General features: G+C 44.4%; 17 protein-coding genes. 2 read left to right on the forward strand and 15 right to left on the reverse strand.

Translation table 11 applies throughout. From position 1 onward, the window contains the following. Window positions 1-6: 6 nt before the first annotated feature. The 8 genes from ABID99_RS02880 to ABID99_RS02915 all read right to left on the reverse strand — a co-directional run bounded on the left by ABID99_RS02880 (window position 7) and on the right by ABID99_RS02915 (window position 7,044). A complete protein-coding gene (locus ABID99_RS02880) occupies window positions 7-300 on the reverse strand; it encodes a hypothetical protein (RefSeq protein WP_091166807.1) in 294 nt (97 codons plus the stop codon). Between the two features lie 276 nt (window positions 301-576). After that, entirely contained in the window at window positions 577-798 is a 222-nt protein-coding gene (locus ABID99_RS02885; protein ID WP_373612783.1) for a heavy metal-binding domain-containing protein, read from the reverse strand. A gap of 3 nt (window positions 799-801) precedes the next feature. Then, entirely contained in the window at window positions 802-2,250 is a 1,449-nt protein-coding gene (locus ABID99_RS02890) for a hypothetical protein (protein ID WP_373612784.1), read from the reverse strand. A 3-nt stretch (window positions 2,251-2,253) separates the two neighbouring features. Continuing rightward, window positions 2,254-4,608, reverse strand: coding sequence for a TonB-dependent receptor (locus ABID99_RS02895; RefSeq protein ID WP_373612785.1), 2,355 nt, complete (start codon window positions 4,606-4,608; stop codon window positions 2,254-2,256). A 337-nt stretch (window positions 4,609-4,945) separates the two neighbouring features. Continuing rightward, window positions 4,946-5,317: a hypothetical protein gene (locus ABID99_RS02900; RefSeq protein ID WP_090528324.1), complete on the reverse strand. Its 372-nt coding sequence runs from the start codon at window positions 5,315-5,317 to the stop codon at window positions 4,946-4,948. 150 nt (window positions 5,318-5,467) lie between these two features. After that, a complete protein-coding gene (locus ABID99_RS02905) occupies window positions 5,468-5,824 on the reverse strand; it encodes a hypothetical protein (protein WP_176628901.1) in 357 nt (118 codons plus the stop codon). 380 nt (window positions 5,825-6,204) lie between these two features. After that, the gene (locus ABID99_RS02910; protein WP_188833275.1) at window positions 6,205-6,570 is read right to left on the reverse strand and encodes a glycoside hydrolase; all 366 of its coding nucleotides are present in this window, start codon (window positions 6,568-6,570) and stop codon (window positions 6,205-6,207) included. A 111-nt stretch (window positions 6,571-6,681) separates the two neighbouring features. After that, the gene (locus tag ABID99_RS02915) at window positions 6,682-7,044 is read right to left on the reverse strand and encodes a hypothetical protein (protein ID WP_354486154.1); all 363 of its coding nucleotides are present in this window, start codon (window positions 7,042-7,044) and stop codon (window positions 6,682-6,684) included. Between the two features lie 296 nt (window positions 7,045-7,340). Here ABID99_RS02915 and ABID99_RS02920 point away from each other — a divergent pair, with 296 nt between their 5' ends. Next, the gene (locus ABID99_RS02920; RefSeq protein WP_373612786.1) at window positions 7,341-7,775 is read left to right on the forward strand and encodes a hypothetical protein; all 435 of its coding nucleotides are present in this window, start codon (window positions 7,341-7,343) and stop codon (window positions 7,773-7,775) included. Further along, window positions 7,711-9,558 carry a putative Ig domain-containing protein gene (locus ABID99_RS02925; protein WP_373612787.1) on the forward strand — a complete coding sequence of 616 codons (1,848 nt, stop codon included), beginning with the start codon at window positions 7,711-7,713 and terminating at the stop codon, window positions 9,556-9,558. Before ABID99_RS02920 ends, ABID99_RS02925 begins: the two co-directional genes overlap by 65 nt. A 142-nt stretch (window positions 9,559-9,700) precedes the next feature. On the opposite strand, the gene ABID99_RS02930 is transcribed toward ABID99_RS02925, so the two are convergent. The 7 genes from ABID99_RS02930 to ABID99_RS02960 form a co-directional block, all read right to left on the reverse strand. Continuing rightward, complete coding sequence (locus ABID99_RS02930; RefSeq protein ID WP_373612788.1) at window positions 9,701-10,609, reverse strand: hypothetical protein; 909 nt, start codon at window positions 10,607-10,609, stop codon at window positions 9,701-9,703. Between the two features lie 136 nt (window positions 10,610-10,745). Beyond that, a complete protein-coding gene (locus ABID99_RS02935; protein WP_373612789.1) occupies window positions 10,746-11,189 on the reverse strand; it encodes a hypothetical protein in 444 nt (147 codons plus the stop codon). Between the two features lie 338 nt (window positions 11,190-11,527). Next, the gene (locus ABID99_RS02940; protein ID WP_090528303.1) at window positions 11,528-12,565 is read right to left on the reverse strand and encodes a fatty acid desaturase; all 1,038 of its coding nucleotides are present in this window, start codon (window positions 12,563-12,565) and stop codon (window positions 11,528-11,530) included. Window positions 12,566-12,695: 130 nt separating this feature from the next. Next, window positions 12,696-13,697, reverse strand: coding sequence for a YncE family protein (locus ABID99_RS02945; RefSeq protein ID WP_373612790.1), 1,002 nt, complete (start codon window positions 13,695-13,697; stop codon window positions 12,696-12,698). A gap of 56 nt (window positions 13,698-13,753) precedes the next feature. Beyond that, window positions 13,754-14,749 carry an efflux RND transporter permease subunit gene (locus ABID99_RS02950; protein WP_373615888.1) on the reverse strand — a complete coding sequence of 332 codons (996 nt, stop codon included), beginning with the start codon at window positions 14,747-14,749 and terminating at the stop codon, window positions 13,754-13,756. After that, entirely contained in the window at window positions 14,637-16,850 is a 2,214-nt protein-coding gene (locus ABID99_RS02955; RefSeq protein WP_373612791.1) for an efflux RND transporter permease subunit, read from the reverse strand. Before ABID99_RS02955 ends, ABID99_RS02950 begins: the two co-directional genes overlap by 113 nt. After that, window positions 16,850-17,779: an efflux RND transporter periplasmic adaptor subunit gene (locus tag ABID99_RS02960; RefSeq protein ID WP_373612792.1), complete on the reverse strand. Its 930-nt coding sequence runs from the start codon at window positions 17,777-17,779 to the stop codon at window positions 16,850-16,852. The genes ABID99_RS02955 and ABID99_RS02960 overlap by 1 nt, the downstream gene beginning before the upstream one ends. Window position 17,780 lies beyond the last annotated feature (1 nt).

The raw sequence follows: 17,780 nt of genomic DNA on the forward strand, positions 1-17,780 counted from the left end.
CTTTAATTAAATAGCGGTTGCTATTTTGCTGATGTCATCGTCATTAAGCAGAGCGTCTTCAGAAATGTTGGGGTAATACTTATTCAGGATCTTTTGAATAAGCTGGTAGCTTTCGATGGATTGAATGGGAGCGGAAGCCAGTTCAGTGATGGTTGAACCAATGAGCTTAAGTTTTTTTGCCTCATACTGGTTGATCACAAAGTCAGAAGTTTTTTTCTTACGGCTTTGTTGTATGAGATCATCAAGTTTCTTGATCTCTTCAACCAGGTCAATCATTTTTAATACTTCCACCTTTTTCATCAGCGCCAAAATTAGTGATTTATTTGTAACAGGGGGTATAACAGGATATAAGTTGTATTGTTTGTAAGTATGAGACGGGTGGAAGAGGTAATTGTTACGGATAGAAATTGAGCGCCTTTTCAACGTGTGCAAGCTGAAAAATTAAAAAATATGTCATTGCGAGCGAAGTGTGGCAATCTCGTAGCTAATGCATAGCCGCCCTGTGTACTACAAGATTGCCGCGTCGCCCCATTGCATTGGCTTATGCTGCTCCTCGCAATGACATTTTTTCTTTTACTATTTCTTATCCTCCGTAGTATCCCTTTCAACCAGGGCCATGCCGCATTTAGGGCAGGTGCCGGGTTTATCAAAGGTAAGATCGGGGTGCATGGTGCAGGTGTATTTGCCTTTTTTCTTTACGGTTGAGGTGCTGTCGGTTTTGCCGGTGCTTTTAACCGCACTGTTGCAGGCGCCAAGGGCCATGCTGGCAAAGGCTAAAATGATAAAGCTTTTTTTCATTGATTATTTGTTTTTGATGAATGAGGCCAACCCGAACAACGATACTACCAGCACACCTAAGGCGGCCAGCATACTCACTATATCGCGGATATCCTTACCCGCCCAGGTCATGCCGAAATACTTGTGTAAAAATATAAAAGAAAGCCCTTCAATCCGGTCAATCCCTGCAACTTTTGTAGCCAGTTTTGATGAGGTAGTTTCAATATACCAATTGCTGCCGTCGGCGTAGCTTACCCGCTCAACCGGCAGGCGTTTGTTGATGAAACCGTACTCGTTATCAAACTGCTTTATCTGGTTAACTTTTACCCTGCCATAAAACTGGTCGGGATCCAGGTGGGTATGGTAATAGGTACTTAAAAAACGGGCATAATCCTCATCTCCATTAATTTGTTCTATGCCGGTTAAGGTGTTGAAGTAGGAGATCTGCTTTTTATTATCAGTTACCTGGTAATAGCTGTTGCCATTAAAGCTGACCACGGCTATCCTCTTGATGATACTATCGGCAACAGGAAGCTGAAGGTTGGAGATAGCCAGCTGTTTCCTGTCGATCACCTGCCCATAATCAGGCTTTGGTGTTTCGGTGTTATACAATTTTACGGCAAGGTGAAAAGCCCCGCTGATCACGAAAGTAAACATCACAAAGGAAACAATAAGCCCTATCTGCCGGTGATAACGATGAACGATGAGCTTGTCCTCACCGCTATTTTCTTTTCGCTTTTGAGTTACGGATTTAAACTTTTTCCACATTAAACCATAAACAGTTAAGCCGCTGATGAGGGCGAACAGCATTACCACCATGATGATGAGTAATACTACATTTCGGAAAATATCGCCGCCGATATCAGCCAAAAACTGCCAGGTATGGAATTGTTCAAACAGCCAAAGGAAAGCCTTGCGGGTATTGTTGTTAAATGTACCCATGCGGCTCTGACGGGTTTCAATATAAATATCCATACCATCGGGGCGGTCAAAGCTGATCTTCCAAACAGGCAAAAGGTGATTGATGGGCTGGTATTGCCCATCAAATGTTGTTTGCAGATCGATCTTTTTAATGTTAGATGTTGAATCCTGCGTAAAATAGCGGGCCAGATAAGTGGCATATAGCTTATCCCCATCTTTTAACAATACCCCATCATTGGCTGAGTAGTAATTGTACACGCTATCTTTATCCAGTACCTGGTAATAGGTGTTGTGATTAAAGTTAACCAATCCGAAGTTCCGGATAACGGAAATATTATTTTTATCCAATACCTGCTGAATGCTGAGCACAGGTTTCATCTGGCTTTGAGGCAATGGTTTGAACACTTCCTCCGCAATTGAAGGCCGGAACCAGTTTGACATGAACGGGTGTGAAAGCCCGCTCAGTGTCCAGAAAATCACCGGGATGAGGGCCGTTAAGCCCAGCACCCGGTGCCATTTATAAAAGTTGCTTTTTACTGTTGCTGATGCCATTGATCAATATTTTGAAAATGAATAACTGATGCCCAGGGTGTAAGTACGTGGCGGCGCGGCATTATAAGTATCGCCGTACTGGCTGCTGGTTACTGTTGTAGCGTAAAGCTTATTGGTTAAATTAAGCACATTGAACCAGATGCCCGCGCCTTTTAATACGCTGCTTTTTACATCATAACCCAGGCGCAGGTTGTAAATATCATAACCTGAATAGGTTTTGGTATTGGCAGGGTTGGTGTAGTATTGATTGATGTGCTGCCACTCTGTTGCTATCCTGAAGCCGGGCAGGTATTGCGGCTTGTAGCTGAGCTCGGAGTTGGCAACCCAGGCCGGCGCGTTGTTCATGCGTTTGCCATCATAGTTGGTAACCGTGTTGGTACCAGTGGTGTAATTGGTGGTCACTTCACTGTATTCCACATAGGTGTGTTTGGCATTGGTACCGCTAAACCTGAAGGTAAGCTCTTTAACCGGGGCCACAGTAAGCGAGTATTCAATGCCCCGGTGACGTGTTGCGCCTGCGTTTTGGTTCTGGGTAGTGTTATCCGGCAGCAGTTGGTTAATGATTTCGTTATGGCCTTCTAAATCAAACACACTCAGCTCAAAATATAGCTTTTTGTTAAAAGCGGAAAACCAGCCGCCGGCTTCGTAATTATCAAAAGTGGCCTGTTTAAGCTGGGTAAGCTGACGTGAGCTGTACAAGTCGCCGGTTTCGGGCGGTTGAAAACCTACGCTGTAGTTGGCATAAAAACCTTTGTTGTTACCCAGGTTATAGGTAAGGCCAAGTTTGGGGGCTACAATGTTGAAATTGTTGGTCTCTTGTTGTTTATACTTAGTTTGCCCGGCGGGGATCTCATTATTAAAGTTGTAATGAACCCTGTCGTACCGTAAACCGCCAACTATTCTTAATGCTTCCGTAGGCTTGACTTCATACTGGACATAAGCCGCTGTGTTAAACAACTTGATCTTGTAATTATCAATGTACCTGCCGGTATTGCTGAAGCCGGTGTAGTAGTTGTTAGCTACATCTTTGGTGATATCAAGATATTGGGCATAATATGAACTCGGGCTGTCATCTATATAAACACCACCAATCAGCCTCGAATGCAGGAAATCAAAATCAACCCGGTGCTGTGCCAGTAAGCCATAGCTGTTGAATTTTTGATCGTTTACCTGGCCGTTGCTGCTTTTGTAAATGCCATTAGCATCGCGCACGTCGGAGATATAGTAACTTGGCAATTGCGCTGTAGAGTTATTGCGGAAAAAGAGCGTTACAAAAGTGCTGTTCTTGTCATTCCACTGATGATCCAAGCGGGTGCCGGCACGAAACGATTTTACCTTGCGATAGGTGAAACGTTGGTTGGAGCCATAGCTGCGGTCATAAAACCGGGCGCTGTCTAAACTACCCGGGGTTTGGGTGTTGAGATAATTATAGGCAGCTGAAGTGGTAAGCTTTGTTTTGGCACTGAAATCATAGGTAGTTTTAAAATTGGCCGAGTACTTATCAAAATCAGAATAATCCTGCCAGCTATCAGTTTGATGGGCTACATATCCACCTGTATACAAGCCAAATTTGCCCTGGGTAAAACCGCCGTCGGCATCAACGCGGCGGTAATGATAATTATCGCCCTGAACAGCAACATTGCCTGCATAACCTGTAGGCGGTCCCTGGGTAATAAAGTTAACCGCGCCACCAATGGAGTTACTGCCATAAAGCGATGATGCCGGCCCTTTGATCACTTCGATATCTTTAACCCCCGACATGTTGATCTCATACAGCGAGTTATGGTTGAAGATGCCTGTAGGGCGGATAGGTACGCCATCCTCCATATACAGGTAAAGTGCATTGTAAGTTATAGGCTGACGAATAGCCATGGTATGCTGCTCATTACCCAAATTCACCATGTAAACACCTGCAACCTTGTTCAGCAATTGATAAAGGGCAGTGGCTTTGGTATCCTTAATTTGGGTAGAATTAATTTTACTGATGGCGATAGGGGCGTCCTGCCTGGCCTGGCCTTCGCGGCTGGCGGTTACCACAACGGGTTGCAGATCAACAGTTGAAGGCTCTAAGGCAACATCAAGCTTTTGACCTTTTATGGCAGATACTTCAATAATGCGCGCGCTGTAACCCACCATGGCAAATTTAAGCCGGATAACGCCTTGCGTATTGATGCTGAAGTGCCCTTTGGCATTAGGCATGCCAAGCTTTGCACCTGTAGCTGCATCGGCATTGCAAATTGATGCACCCGCGATGGCTTCGTGGGTATTGGCATCCGTAATGGTGCCTTGTATGTTTTGGCCATAGGCCAGGGTTTTAACGAGTATAAAAGTTATAAATAGGATTAAATATCGTTTCATTATATAGTATTACAGGAGTTGCCTCCCGGTGTAAAAATGGTAGGGTAGGGTGTGGGGTGATTGACGGGAGAGTGTAAAGGTGTCTTCTACCCGTCATTGCGAGGTACGAAGCAATCCCCGATCAGCAGGGTGGCTACGCAAGGCTCTCGGTATAGTTTGGGATTGCTTCGTACCTCGCAATGACGGAATGTTTAAATCCGATCATACGTAGCAGATACGATCCTATCGCAAAAGATAAAAAAGCTTACTCTGTAAAGCATGCGATTGCCGCGCTTCGCTCGCAATGACATAGTTTTCACACCATACCATCAATCAAAAACCAATAAAAATGAAATGATTATCCTAACTGCGGAGGCTGGAATATCGTAGCCGGACGATCGGCCGGTACGGTGGGGGTGTAAGGGGTTGAAATAACCTGCAACAGGCTGGAGTGGAATTTAACATCAGTTGAGCTGATGACATAAACCTCCTGAAAGAGGCTCTTTTGCGACTGCCTTTCGTCGCTGGCCTGCTTGTCCTCTGCCTGTTTGATCTTTTTCGCGAAGTAGCATTTACCGTCACAATGCAACCAGGGTCTGTTCCTGTTTTCGCAAAGCTTGGTAGCAATGTAATTCCTGTTCAGCTCAAAACCCGCGAAAATGAAAAACCGCGAGAAATTGACCGTGATCAGCGAAAAGATGAGTAAATAGGCTGTAATACGTTGCAGCATGGCGCAAAGGTACGCCCTGTGGGTTTAATACACAACATTTAGTTCAAAGTCTATAGTCTCAATCTATAAGTCATACAATAATCTGACTTTCGACCTGAAAAATTGCCGCACTCCTTTTGACTAAAGACTCCATACTTAAGACTTTCGACTTCACTTGTCTCTTTTCAATGTAGCATGCAGGTGCTGACCTTTGTAAACCAGGTCCATACCAATAGAATCCTGATAAACTTTACCCGTATGGGGCGAACTGCCTCCCGGCACCGGAATACTGAAAGAGAAATTATCGCCGTTGATCATGCCGTCGGTAATAGCCACATCCCCTTGTGGCGCGTGGGCAGTGCCGGTAAGCTTGCCACTGTCTACCTTAAAAGTGTAGCTTAAGGGAAAATGATCATCGCCCGGAAGCGCTAACGAACCTATCCATCTGCCGTTAATATCGGCCATCGAAATAAAACTGAAAGCGGTAATAATAACAAACGCACTGATCACCAGGAACTCTTTTTTCATTGTTGATATAGTTTAAGCAGATGCCTATAAGCAGTAATTTTAAACTATATACAATTTTGTTGCCTTTAAGTTTAAAAAAAAGAAAAACCTTACCGGACGGGTAAGGTTTTTTCTTTTTTATTTTAGAAAATGTCATCTTGAGCGTTTAAATCCGGAGGCCTGTGAAGGGGAAATGACAAAAGAGGGCCTGTCAGTCTGAGCCCGTCGAAGACTCGCGCGCAGAGGCCCTGCCCACCATGCTTCGACGGGCTCAGCATGACACCCGTTTTAAGTTGTCATGAGTAACTTGTTTCAGCACCCCACGAAACAGGCAGACCATGCAAGGTCGCTTAGCAAGTGGGGTGCTGAAACAAGTTCAGCATGACGATAATATTTGAAAATTATTTCTTATCAACTGGTCTTTTCAATACCGAGTTGCTTTTTGAGCCATTGATATCCAGTTCAACGCTAATCGAATCGCCCATGAATTTACCTGTATGCGGAATTGTGATACCGCTGGTGGCTACTGTAAATGAAAAGTCGGTACCATTGGTTTTGCCTTCTTTAATGTCAACGTCGCCTTCCGGAGTTAAGGCTGTGCCGGTCAGTTTATCGCCATCAACCTTAAAATTATAAAGCAGTGGGTATTCCTGGCCGTCGCTTGTAACTAATTTGCCTGCCCATTTGCCGTTAAGATCAGCTATAGCTGCAAGACATATCATAAAGCAGCTTACCAATAGCGTAGTAGTAAAAATCTTTTTTTTCATAAATGTGAATTTTGGTTTATAAATATAAGCACCTTGATTTATAGGATGAAATGATTATATGATATTTTATGGTGTGGAATTTAAATATCATGTAATTCTTAAATCAGGAAATTAAGGTTGTTGCGCTCTTTTTAAAGTGCTATGTACTTTTGAGCCATTGGCTTCAATATCAACACCTACCGAATCGCCATAGAATTTGCCTGTATGGGCAATGTGGATATCTTCGATGCTTACGGTAAATTTAAAACTGTCGCCGGTTATTTTGCCGTCTTCAATCGGCATATCGCCCTTAGGTGTTTTGGCTGTGCCGGTTAGTTTGTCCCCATCAATCTGAAAATTATAAAGTAGTGGGTAAACTTCTCCGGTTTCTGTTTCAAGCTTGCCTTCCCACTTTCCGGCAATTCCGGCAATGGCTGCAAAGCAAACCGCAATACAAACTGTTACAAGGGCTAAGGTTAAAAAAGTCTTTTTCATAGCTGTTGTTTTCACCGGTAAATGTAAAATCGATATTAAACCAGAACGTAAACTGTACATTAAATTTACTGCCGGTAGTATTATCGATTGATGAACAAAAACTGTACTGCAATAGCCTGGTAGTTAACGCCGGGTTCAATTTTTTACTTTCACTTGTATTTAGGGGCATTTTTTGACTATCTCTAAATAAATGTTAATGATACATTTCCAATTATTCAAAATGATTGTACCTTTAAATCTGCATACTAACCGGGCGAAATCCTGTTTCGCTTTTCACTTTTAAACAACCTATAATAATGAAGAAAATTTTTACCGCATTGCTATTGTTGGGTGGTACATATCTGGGCGCTTCTGCACAGGATGTTCAGCTTAACAAAGGCTGGAAATTTGCTGTGGGTGATTCTGCCCAATGGTCGTCCCCAACTTTTAACGATCAAAGCTGGCAAAACATTGATGTCGCCCATTCCTGGGAGCCGCAGGGACACCCTAATTACGATGGCTTCGGTTGGTACCGCATCCACGTAGTGATTCCTTCATCGCTTAAGGAGAAAGCCTATTTAAAGGATAGTCTCCGCTTAAGCCTGGCCAGTGTTGATGATAATGACGAGGTATACCTGAATGGAAAGCTGATCGCTAAATATGGTGGCCACAGCGGAAACATTAAAGATGGCCATTACGGCCCGCGCACTTATAGTATCCCGGCTTCAGATCCTGCAATTTTGTGGGATTAAAGAAAATGTGCTGGCCATCCGCATTTATGATACCGGGGGAGATGGTGGTATTTACGGCGATAACTTTTCTATTGCCATGGCCGATGTAATGGATCACGTTACAGTAAATACCGATGGCGATTTTAGTTTCCAGGAAAATAACAGCCTGGCCAAATCAGTCAAATTGGTAACCACCAATAAATACCAGTACCAGGGTACTTTGGCTTTTAAAGTTACCGATCCTGAAACGGGCGCGGTGATCTACGAAAAAACAAACCCTGCAAACTTTACCACCGGCAAGCCTTTTACCTATTCGTTTGTAATAGCCCGGTTAGCCAAAAAGTCGTATACCATAGCCTATACTTTTACAGATCAAAAATCGGGTAAAGAGATTGTTAAAACGGAAACCACGCCTTATGTGCTTACGCCTTACCCATCGCCCAGGCCAAAAATTAACGGAGCCGATGTTTACGGTGCAAGGCCGGGTAACCCTTTCCTTTATCTGATCCCGGCAACCGGTAAAAAGCCGCTTACCTATAAAGCTGCGGGTTTGCCCGCGGGCTTAACGCTTGATGCTAAAACCGGTATCATTACAGGTGTGGTAAGCCAAAAGGGAGATTATCCTGTAACGCTTACGGTTACCAATAGTTTAGGCAATAAAACCAAAACACTAACTATTAGCATTGGTGATAAAATCGGCCTTACCCCGGCCCTTGGCTGGAATAGCTGGAACGCCTGGGGATTGAGTGTAAACGATGAAAAAGTAAAGATCTCGGCTAAAGAAATGTCGGAGAAATTAAGCGCTTATGGCTGGAACTATATCAATATCGACGATGGCTGGGAGGCGGAAAACCGTGCTGTCGATGGTGCCATCGTAGCTAACAGTAAGTTCCCGGATATGAAAGGTTTAACTGATTATGTACACAGCCTTGGCCTGCATACCGGGATCTATTCATCGCCTGGCCCGCGCACCTGCGGCGGCTTTTTGGGCAGCTGGCAGCATGAAGACCAGGACGCCAAAACTTATGCCGACTGGGGTTTTGATTATTTAAAATACGACTGGTGCTCCTACTCGGAAGTTACACCTCCGCATCCGGACCTGCCTGCGCTTAAGAAACCATATGAAGTAATGCGCACCTCTTTAAATAAGGTAAACCGCGATATTATGTTTAGTTTTTGCCAGTACGGCTGGGGCGATGTTTGGAAATGGGGTGCCGAAACCGGCGGCAACAGCTGGCGTACTACCGGCGATATCCAGGATACCTGGAGAAGTATGAGTGATATTGGCTTTAGCCAGGACCCTGCTTCGCCTTACGCTGGTCCGGGACATTTTAATGATCCGGATATGCTGGTTGTGGGCAAAGTAGGCTGGGGGCCAAGCCTGCACAATAGCCGTTTAACTTATGATGAGCAGTATACCCACATCAGTTTATGGAGCCTGCTGTCTGCGCCGCTGTTAATCGGCTGTGATATGGGGCACCTGGACAGGTTTACGCTTAGCCTGTTAACGAATGATGAAGTACTGGCTATTGACCAGGATGCCTTAGGCAAAGGTGCAAGACAGGCTTCTAAAACTGATGAGCAGCAGATTTGGGTAAAAGAGCTTACCAAAGGTGAAAAAGCAATAGGTTTCTTTAACACATCTGATAAATATCAAACTGTTAACCTGGAAGCTAATGACAAGCTGTTAAAAGGCTTTACCAAAGCCCGCGATGTTTGGGAACAGAAATACCTGATAGCGGTTAACCACAAATACACTTTCAAAATCCCACCGCATGGCGTAAAGCTTATTAGGGTTATGTAAGGATTTAGGATAGGGAGATAAAAAACACGCGTCGTTGCGAGGTACGAAGCAATCCCCGATGAGCAGGGCCACCCTGTATAGTTTGGGATTGCTTCGTACCTCGCAATGACGCTTTTTATTTGATTAGCTGATTTTATAAAGATCAATTTGGCACATCGTAATGATATACCGGCGAAAAAACTCCTTCACTTGTAGTGTAGTAGCCTTTACCATCGGGTTGGAAGCCTATGGCTTCACCCTGTTTTTCAACTTTGTAGGTAAGTTCCCGTGGCTTGCGTACCATGGTTTCCCATATGGGTTCGTTATGCTGGCGGCGCCAGTAGTAAACTTTGTCGTAACTTTTTAGCAGGATCTGCTGCCCGTCTTTAGAGATATCGCCGGCTGTGATCCATTTAAAAGGTTTAAAGCCCGCGAAGTACAATTTGCAGCGTTTGGTTAATACTGTTGTTGTATTGGCCTGGTATTTTAACGGACTGGTGTAAACCGCAACGGTATCACCCCTTTTGCTTACAATGATCAATTGTTTGCCTATCGGGTCAATCATCAATGTTTCCGCATCTTTAGGGCCATCCGGATATTTAAAATCTGCCCGTACAGCTTGTGTGTTTGTAATGGCCTTATCACCTGTAGCCCATGATTTTTTTTCGGCCATGCGGTAAACTGTAATATATGGCCTGTTTTGATTATTATCGCCTATATCGCCAAGGTAAACGTAGCTTTTACCTTTTTCCGGCCCGGGACCAACATCAATATCTTCACAATCCTGTACACCCAGCTTTTGAGTGCTGTCACCCTTAAAATAAATGGTTGATTTGAGTTTGCCTTCGGCTGTCATAGCAAAAAAACGGCTGGTATCGCCGCTGTCGTTATGTACATAATAGGTGTCGGGGCTAATGGATGACGCCGCAATACCCGACGTTTCATCCATCTCTTTATCATTCAGGGTGCCTGTAATGTCCTGCCTGTCGAGCAGCCTGTGCTTGGCAAAGGCCCCCATGAAAAGCAGGGATACAATGGGTAATAGTATATTTAATTTTTTTGATCGGCTCATTCTGTTTCTTGCAAACAATAACGCAAATAAAGCGCGTTAGTATGAAGTTGACATTAATTATTTGATTTTGTTACGACTATATGAAAATTATATAACAAACAGGGCAATGGTACACAATATTCGTACCATGAAACATTTATGCCGATTCAAAAGCATGTAATAAAGCGTTTTGCCGGTATATTTCGGCAGGGGTACGGTAATCGGCCAGTTCCAGTTCCTGAACATATTTGCAATTACAGGGGTGCCCGGGTTCAATAAAAACAGGCATATCATAGCCCAGTTGCTGGTAATATGGAGTGATGAACGCTTTTACGGGCAGTTCGTTTGCTGCGGAAACAATATCGGTAGTAAGCTTTTTTAAGGGCTTTAAAAGTAGTTTGATTTCGCAAAGTCTGAAGTTGTCATAAAGCGGGATCCAGCGTATTACATCGTCAATAGTAATTGCTATGGCATTATGTTTTACTCCAGTAAGGACGCCAATATTGACTTCGCTATTATTTAAAAGACTAATGACCATAACCTGCTGACCGATATAACGACTAAAGATTACGAGTTGATCAGTTACACTTATAGATTTCATTTTGCTAATTTTATTAGCAAAATACGGAAATTAGTTAGTGAGATGCAAGGGCGAATGTGAAATGTTTTTAGGCGTGGGTGGGCAATGTACTATCAAAAAAAAAAGGGCCTTATTTCAGGCCTTTCTTTATTTTCCATCGCTACCGCAAGCGTCCTCGCTTGTGGGTATCATGCTAAGCTATGCGAGAGGCTAATCAGGTTGTATACCTAAACGCGGGCCACAAGCGTGGACGCTTGCGGCAGCGGCGGATGCAAGGGCGAATGTGAAATGTTTTGGGCGGGGGAGGCAATGTGCTACCAACAAAAAAGGACCTTATTTCAAGGCCCTTTTTTGTTTTCTTATTTCTCAACGTCTATAAGCTCCGGTTTTGTTGCTTCGGACTTGGTGAGGTCAATATCTGGTTTTGAAATGTCTGTTAGCGCTACACGACCGCGGTCTTTACGCAGAATGCGGTTAAACAACGAGATCTCCCTGTCAAACAAAAACTGGAAGAACAGCTTTGTCCATGAAGTATGATAGTGTAATGTATCGTAATACTCAGGAGCCGTTTTCCTGATCTCCGGAAGTTTATTCCATGGGATAGAAGGAAAATCATGGTGCTCATTATGGAAACCTACGTTAAAGGCTACCGCGTTAAAATTGCCATAATAGCTGTATGTTTCCTGTTCTTCGGTAACGGTAAGGTAATGTTCCTGGATCCAGCGTGCGCCCAAAGGGTGCAGGCCAACCGAAAATGAAAAGCTTAACAGCAGGAAGGCTACCGCATGCCATCCCATAAAGTAAGCGATTGCGGTTGTAAATGCTGCCTGTAATAACCAGTTTGTCAGGATCCAGCCATCAAAAGGATGGATTTCCCTTAGACGTGAAAGGCGGAACAATTGAAATACCGGGAAAAACAGCAGCCAGATTGCTTTACCAAAAAATGAATTGCTGATCAGTTTTGCTTCCCAGCGGTTCGGTAAATCGGCATCAAGCTCATGCACACCCTGAAAGGAGTGATGTTTGATGTGGTACTTTTCGAATGAAATAGCGCTTGGCAATATCTGCGGTAAATTGGCAAACATGGATGCCCAACGGTTTGCGTTGCGGTTTTTAAACAATAGCTGGTGTGTACACTCGTGGATCATTACAAACAGCGCGTGATCGGCAAAAGCGCCGAGCAAATAAGCCGCTCCGAAAACTATCCACCATGACTGGTCGCGTACAAACCAGGCTAAAACAACCTGAAAAGCTACTAAACCAACAATGGCCCATATGGTTTTTGGGTTTTTACCTATAAGCTTTCGCAGTTGCGGAAACTCTTTTAAGATTTTTTTTGTGCGGATACGATGAGGTTCAGACTCCTGGGAATAAACAAAATCAGTCTTTTTAATCATATAGTGTTAAAACGTTAAATATAACGATAACGTGCGCAAAAGTTCATTTTTTTGTAAAAATTAATTAGTAATATTAGGAATAAACAAAATCTTCATGATCATTTCATATAAATTTTATATACAATTTACGTTAGTTTTGCTTAAAAACAAGCACCTTAAACGTATTGGGAATGGCTTTACGTGTGCCGGGTTCAAACTGTGCAACGCTTAAATAAATTTTGTGGGTTTTGGCGTCAAGTGTCATGGTGCGCGCCCTTTCGGCGGTTTTTAGGGTTTGGATCACCTCATATTCTTCAGCCGATTTTTGTTTGATGATGGTAGTGGTGCCATCGCCGCATGAGCAAAATATCAGTTTCGTTTCAGGGTCATAAACCACCGCGTCAACACCCGCGCCAATTGGCAGGGTAGCAGTCACTTTACCTGTTTTGATATCAACAACACTCAGTCCCTTATTTTCGCGGCAAACGGTAAACAATTTCTGATTAGCGGCATCAAGCGCTAAGCCTGTTGGGCCGCCGCAGGGGGCAAGGGGATAGTTTTTAATCACCTTAAGGCTTTTGCTGTCTATAACATTCAGACTGCTTTTATCTTCAAGGTTATTGTAGATTTTACCTTTACCGTCCGATACTGCAAACTCGGGGCCACCGCCAAGTGCTATGGTACTAACCTGTTTCAGCGTTGCCGGGTTAATTACCGATGAATTATCACTTTCGCCGTTGAAGGTAAACACCCGGTCGGAGTAAGGGTCATACATAATGGCATCCGGGCCATTGGCAGCTGTTAGGGCAATTGTAGTAATGGTTTTAAAAGTTTTCAGATCAAAAACTACTACCGCATTTGCCTTGCCATCACTAATGAAACCACGATTAAGTTTATTTACAATGGCTATACCGTGAACGCCTTTCATGTTATCAATAACGCCAACCGGCTTTTCGGTATCCAGGTTGATGACATTTACAGCGGTACCATGCGATACATACAGGTTGCGGTTGATCTTGTCGATAGCCAGGTAATCGTAACCACCGTCACCCGGTAGCGCGATGGTTTTATCGGCCACATAGGTTTGCGCGTTCAGTTTAAAAGGAGCTATACCTGCTATGAGCAAGGCTACGGCCAAAATTTGCTTTTTCATTTTTCGGGAGTGTTTATTGCCATGAAATTAAGTCCCGAATCTGTAAAAATGCTGTGTTAACCGTGATGGCTTTCATTAATTTCATTTAAATGGGTACTAAACCCTTTGCTGTACAATATACGGAGCATAGCCGGTAAAACAATAAGCAATAATGGCAATGCTGCTAAAAAACCGCCGATAACTGCAATTGCTAATGGCTGATGCAATTGAGCGCCGGCACCTATGCCTAAAGCAAGCGGCAACAGGGCTATAATGGCCCCCAAGGCGGTCATCAGTTTTGGTCTTAAACGGGTACTGATGGCAAAGGTTATAGCCGCGTCAATGTTTTTATTTTCATTTTCGATAGCGCTTTCCTTAAACTGCAGGAAGGTGAAAATAGCATTTTCGCCAATAATGCCCACAATCATGATCAACCCTGTATAGCTGCCCACATTGAGCGGCGTACCGGTAATAAATAAGGCCAGGAAGCTGCCGGCGATGCCTAAAATGCCAATTACCAAAATAAGCAGCGCTATCCTGAACTGCCTGAACAGGAATAATATCACACCAAAAACCAGTAAACAGGCAGTTATCAGGATAATAAGCAATTCTTTAAATGACTGCTGCTGCTGGGCGTAGGCCCCTCCGTACTCCACATGGTAGCCTGTTGGCAGGTTTACGTTATCGTGGATGGTTTTTTGAATGGCCGTTATTACGGTACCGAGGTCGCTGCCTTCCAGCCGGGCACTTACTACGTTCATGCTTTGCAGGTTTTCGCGGTTGATCTCGGCATCGCCGGGCTTTAACTCTACCGAGGCGAGCTCAGTTATAGGGATGAGTTTGCCGTTGGGTAAAAATATATGCAGGTTATGGATGTCATTCACGTTAAGCGAGCGGTTACCCGGGTAAACCATGCGAATGGGTGAAAGCTGTTCTTTCTCCAGTAAGCTGCCTATCACATTACCTTCCAGCGCGGTTTGGACCTGCATTTGCAGATCGGCGGCGGTAATTCCATACTGTGCGATTTTGCTGTAATGAGGTTGAATGCTTACCGAAGGACCGGCGATAACAATACCCGGCAGCACATCGGCAGTGCCCTTTTACTTTTTCAACCAGCCCGGCTATCTGCCTTGACAGGTTTTGCAATGTTTGTTGATTATCGCCAAATACTTTGATCTCGATAGGCTCGGCCGATGTGGTGAGGTCGCCAAGCATATCGGATATTACCTGGCCAAACTCAACCTGCAGCGCGGGTTGGGTTTCTTCAACCATTTTGCGCAAATCGCTGATCACCTCTTCGGTGCCTTTGGTGCGATCTTTTTTTAGTTGGATGAGGTAATCGCCGCTGTTAGGCTCTGTAATAAAAAAGCCCATTTGTGTACCCGTGCGACGCGAATAAGCGGTTACATCGGGATGCTTGATGATCTGTTTTTCTATCTGGCGCAACATCCGGTCGGTTTCTTCCAGTGATGTTCCCGGAGGCGATTTATAGTCGAGCACGATGGCGCCTTCGTCCATATCAGGCAGGAAGCCGGTTTCCAGCAATGGAGGGACAATCACAATTACGGCAGCCAACGCGGCAATAATGATAAGGCTTACATAGGGGCGCAGGATAAAGAAGCTTACCCACTTTTGTTGCTTAACTGTGTGTATTTCTGCTGCCCTGGCTTTTGCTGTATTTAATTTAGGCTTACGCGTTACGAGCAGGTAAATTACCGGCAAACCGATCCAGGTTACAAAGAATGAACTCAGCAAGGTAATGATCATGGTATCGGTAAGCACCTTGAAGTAGGCCCCGGCCACACCCGTCATCAAAACAAAAGGAATAAAAATTACGATAGTACTGATAGATGAGCCCACCATGGCCTGGAAAAGGTAATCAATAGCCTTGCGTACCAAATGGCTGCTCAGCTCATCAGGGTGTTCTTCGTGTACCCTGTGGATCTGTTCAACCACTACAATGGCATCGTCAATAATTAATCCTATGGATGCTGCGATAGCACCCAGCGTCATGATATTAAAAGTATAGCCAAGCCAGTACAGTATAAGTAATGTAAGCCCAAGTGTAACCGGGATGGTAATCAATATGGTGATGCTTGCCTTGAATGATCGTAAAAAGATCACGGCCACAATAATAGCCAGGAGTAAACCTACCCAAAGGCTGTCACTCACGCTCCTAACCGAGTCGTTCACAAAATCGGCCTGAACATAATATGGCCGTATACTTACACCCCGCGGGAGTAGTTTTTTCAGCGCGTCAATCTTATCGGCCATATCGTTACTAACCGAAATGAGGTTGGCATTGGGCTGCTTTACTACAGCTATCAGTACCCCATCATGCCCGTTGGCGTTGATGCGGGTGTATTCAATCCCTTCGTTAACCTGGATGCTTGCAAAATCCTTGAGCCGTACTATTCTTTTGCGGTTGTTGCTGATCACCAGGTCTTCCAGCTGATCTTTGGCGTTGATGGTAGCATCAGTAACAGTGAGGTACATGCGCTTATAATCAGACAGGTAACCCTCTGATTTTACGAAATTGGTAGTAGCAAGCGTATTGCTGATAATATCAGGCGTAAGGCCCAACGAAGTCATTTTTTGCTGATCGAGCGTAAGCCAGTATTCTTTAAGTTTACCGCCGATCACCCTGATCTCCGATACCCCGTCGACCTGCGAAAGGAATGGTTTTACTGTGTATGTAGCTAATTGCCTTAATTCGATAGGGGACAGGTTATGGCTTTCCAGTGTGTACCCGCTTACCGGTAAAATGGAAGGGTTCATTTTGGCTACGCTGATATTTACATCGGCAGGAAGGTCGTTCTTGATCTGGTCGATGCTCGACTGGATACGCTGCTGGCTCAGGTCGATATCGGCATTCCAGTTGAGCAGTGCTGAAATTTCACAGCTTCCCCTGCTGGTAGTACTGCGTACCAGTTGCAGGTCGGGCACCTGCTTAATGGCATTTTCCAGCGGTTTGGTAACCGTAACCATCATTTTATTTACCGGCTGCAGGCCTTCGTCGGCAATGATTTTGATCTTGGGGAAAGTGATTTCAGGAAAAAGCGAAGTCTGCAATTTTGAATAAGCAAACAAACCGCCCATAATAATCAGAGCAAGTACCAGGCCTAAAGGCTTGCGGTGGGTTATGAAGTAATTTTTGCGCTGGTTTTCCTTCATCACTCTACAATTTTCACTTTAGCCGTATCCGCCAGCCCGTAATTACCAGTAACCACTATTTTATCATTTGCCGAAAATCTGGGGGTTAAAATTTCCACCCTGCCGCCGGCTTCAATGCCTTTGGTTATGGCAGTTTTTACAGCGGTAGTAGGATTGATCAGCTTCATTACCCAAAACTCCGTTTGTGTTTCATTGCTTAGTATGGCCGATTTTGGTAGTGACAGCGTATGCGGGCGTATCGACTTAATGATCCGCGCTTTGGCTACCAAATTTTCGGGAATGGGATTGGCGCTGTTTACCTTAAGCACAATGCCCTGGGTTTGCGATAGTGAATCAACAGCGGGCATTGATGAGCTTACCTGTGCCGTCAATTTTTCGCCGCCGGGCAGTACAAGCTGTACGTTCTGGTTGTTTTTTACATAGCTACGCAGTTCATAAGGCAATTGCATCACAAATACAAAGCTTGAGCGGTCGCTGATCACGGCAAGCTGTTCGCCATCCTGCACATAATCGCCCTGCTGGTGATTGAGTTGGGTAACGTAGCCATTACCGGCAGCTTTTATTTTATTTACGCCCGAAAACTTGAAAGTGGTATCCAGTACATTGATGCTGTTACCAATACTCTGTGCTTCTTTAGTTTTTATGCTGAATAAAAACTCGCCTTTATTTACATAATGCCCCGGCAGGATGTTCACCTTTTGGATGTAACCGTTAGCATTGGCCTTCACAATATTTTTTTGCTGAAAAACAGAGGTAGCGCTAAGGTCAATATAATCAACCATAGCACTATCAGCGACTGAGGTTACGGTTACGGGCGTTTGAGCGGCTGTTTCTGCATCGCCGGCATCATCTGCAGGTTGGGTATTGCCTTTGCAGCTATACAGCAAGGTTAAAAGGCCTGCAAACAGGTATATATGTTTAAATTTCATA

The organism is Mucilaginibacter sp. OAE612 (genome assembly GCF_041806395.1).
Lineage (GTDB): Bacteria > Bacteroidota > Bacteroidia > Sphingobacteriales > Sphingobacteriaceae > Mucilaginibacter > Mucilaginibacter rubeus.

Excerpts from the sequence above, each read along its gene's own strand:
- ABID99_RS02880 (WP_091166807.1), bottom strand. The coding sequence starts at position 300 with ATGAAAAAGGTGGAAGTATTAAAAATGATTGACCTGGTTGAAGAGATC.
- ABID99_RS02885 (WP_373612783.1), bottom strand. The coding sequence starts at position 798 with ATGAAAAAAAGCTTTATCATTTTAGCCTTTGCCAGCATGGCCCTTGGC.
- ABID99_RS02890 (WP_373612784.1), bottom strand. The coding sequence starts at position 2,250 with ATGGCATCAGCAACAGTAAAAAGCAACTTTTATAAATGGCACCGGGTG.
- ABID99_RS02895 (WP_373612785.1), bottom strand. The coding sequence starts at position 4,608 with ATGAAACGATATTTAATCCTATTTATAACTTTTATACTCGTTAAAACC.
- ABID99_RS02900 (WP_090528324.1), bottom strand. The coding sequence starts at position 5,317 with ATGCTGCAACGTATTACAGCCTATTTACTCATCTTTTCGCTGATCACG.
- ABID99_RS02905 (WP_176628901.1), bottom strand. The coding sequence starts at position 5,824 with ATGAAAAAAGAGTTCCTGGTGATCAGTGCGTTTGTTATTATTACCGCT.
- ABID99_RS02910 (WP_188833275.1), bottom strand. The coding sequence starts at position 6,570 with ATGAAAAAAAAGATTTTTACTACTACGCTATTGGTAAGCTGCTTTATG.
- ABID99_RS02915 (WP_354486154.1), bottom strand. The coding sequence starts at position 7,044 with ATGAAAAAGACTTTTTTAACCTTAGCCCTTGTAACAGTTTGTATTGCG.
- ABID99_RS02920 (WP_373612786.1), top strand. The coding sequence starts at position 7,341 with ATGAAGAAAATTTTTACCGCATTGCTATTGTTGGGTGGTACATATCTG.
- ABID99_RS02925 (WP_373612787.1), top strand. The coding sequence starts at position 7,711 with ATGGCCATTACGGCCCGCGCACTTATAGTATCCCGGCTTCAGATCCTG.
- ABID99_RS02930 (WP_373612788.1), bottom strand. The coding sequence starts at position 10,609 with ATGAGCCGATCAAAAAAATTAAATATACTATTACCCATTGTATCCCTG.
- ABID99_RS02935 (WP_373612789.1), bottom strand. The coding sequence starts at position 11,189 with ATGAAATCTATAAGTGTAACTGATCAACTCGTAATCTTTAGTCGTTAT.
- ABID99_RS02940 (WP_090528303.1), bottom strand. The coding sequence starts at position 12,565 with ATGATTAAAAAGACTGATTTTGTTTATTCCCAGGAGTCTGAACCTCAT.
- ABID99_RS02945 (WP_373612790.1), bottom strand. The coding sequence starts at position 13,697 with ATGAAAAAGCAAATTTTGGCCGTAGCCTTGCTCATAGCAGGTATAGCT.
- ABID99_RS02955 (WP_373612791.1), bottom strand. The coding sequence starts at position 16,850 with ATGAAGGAAAACCAGCGCAAAAATTACTTCATAACCCACCGCAAGCCT.
- ABID99_RS02960 (WP_373612792.1), bottom strand. The coding sequence starts at position 17,779 with ATGAAATTTAAACATATATACCTGTTTGCAGGCCTTTTAACCTTGCTG.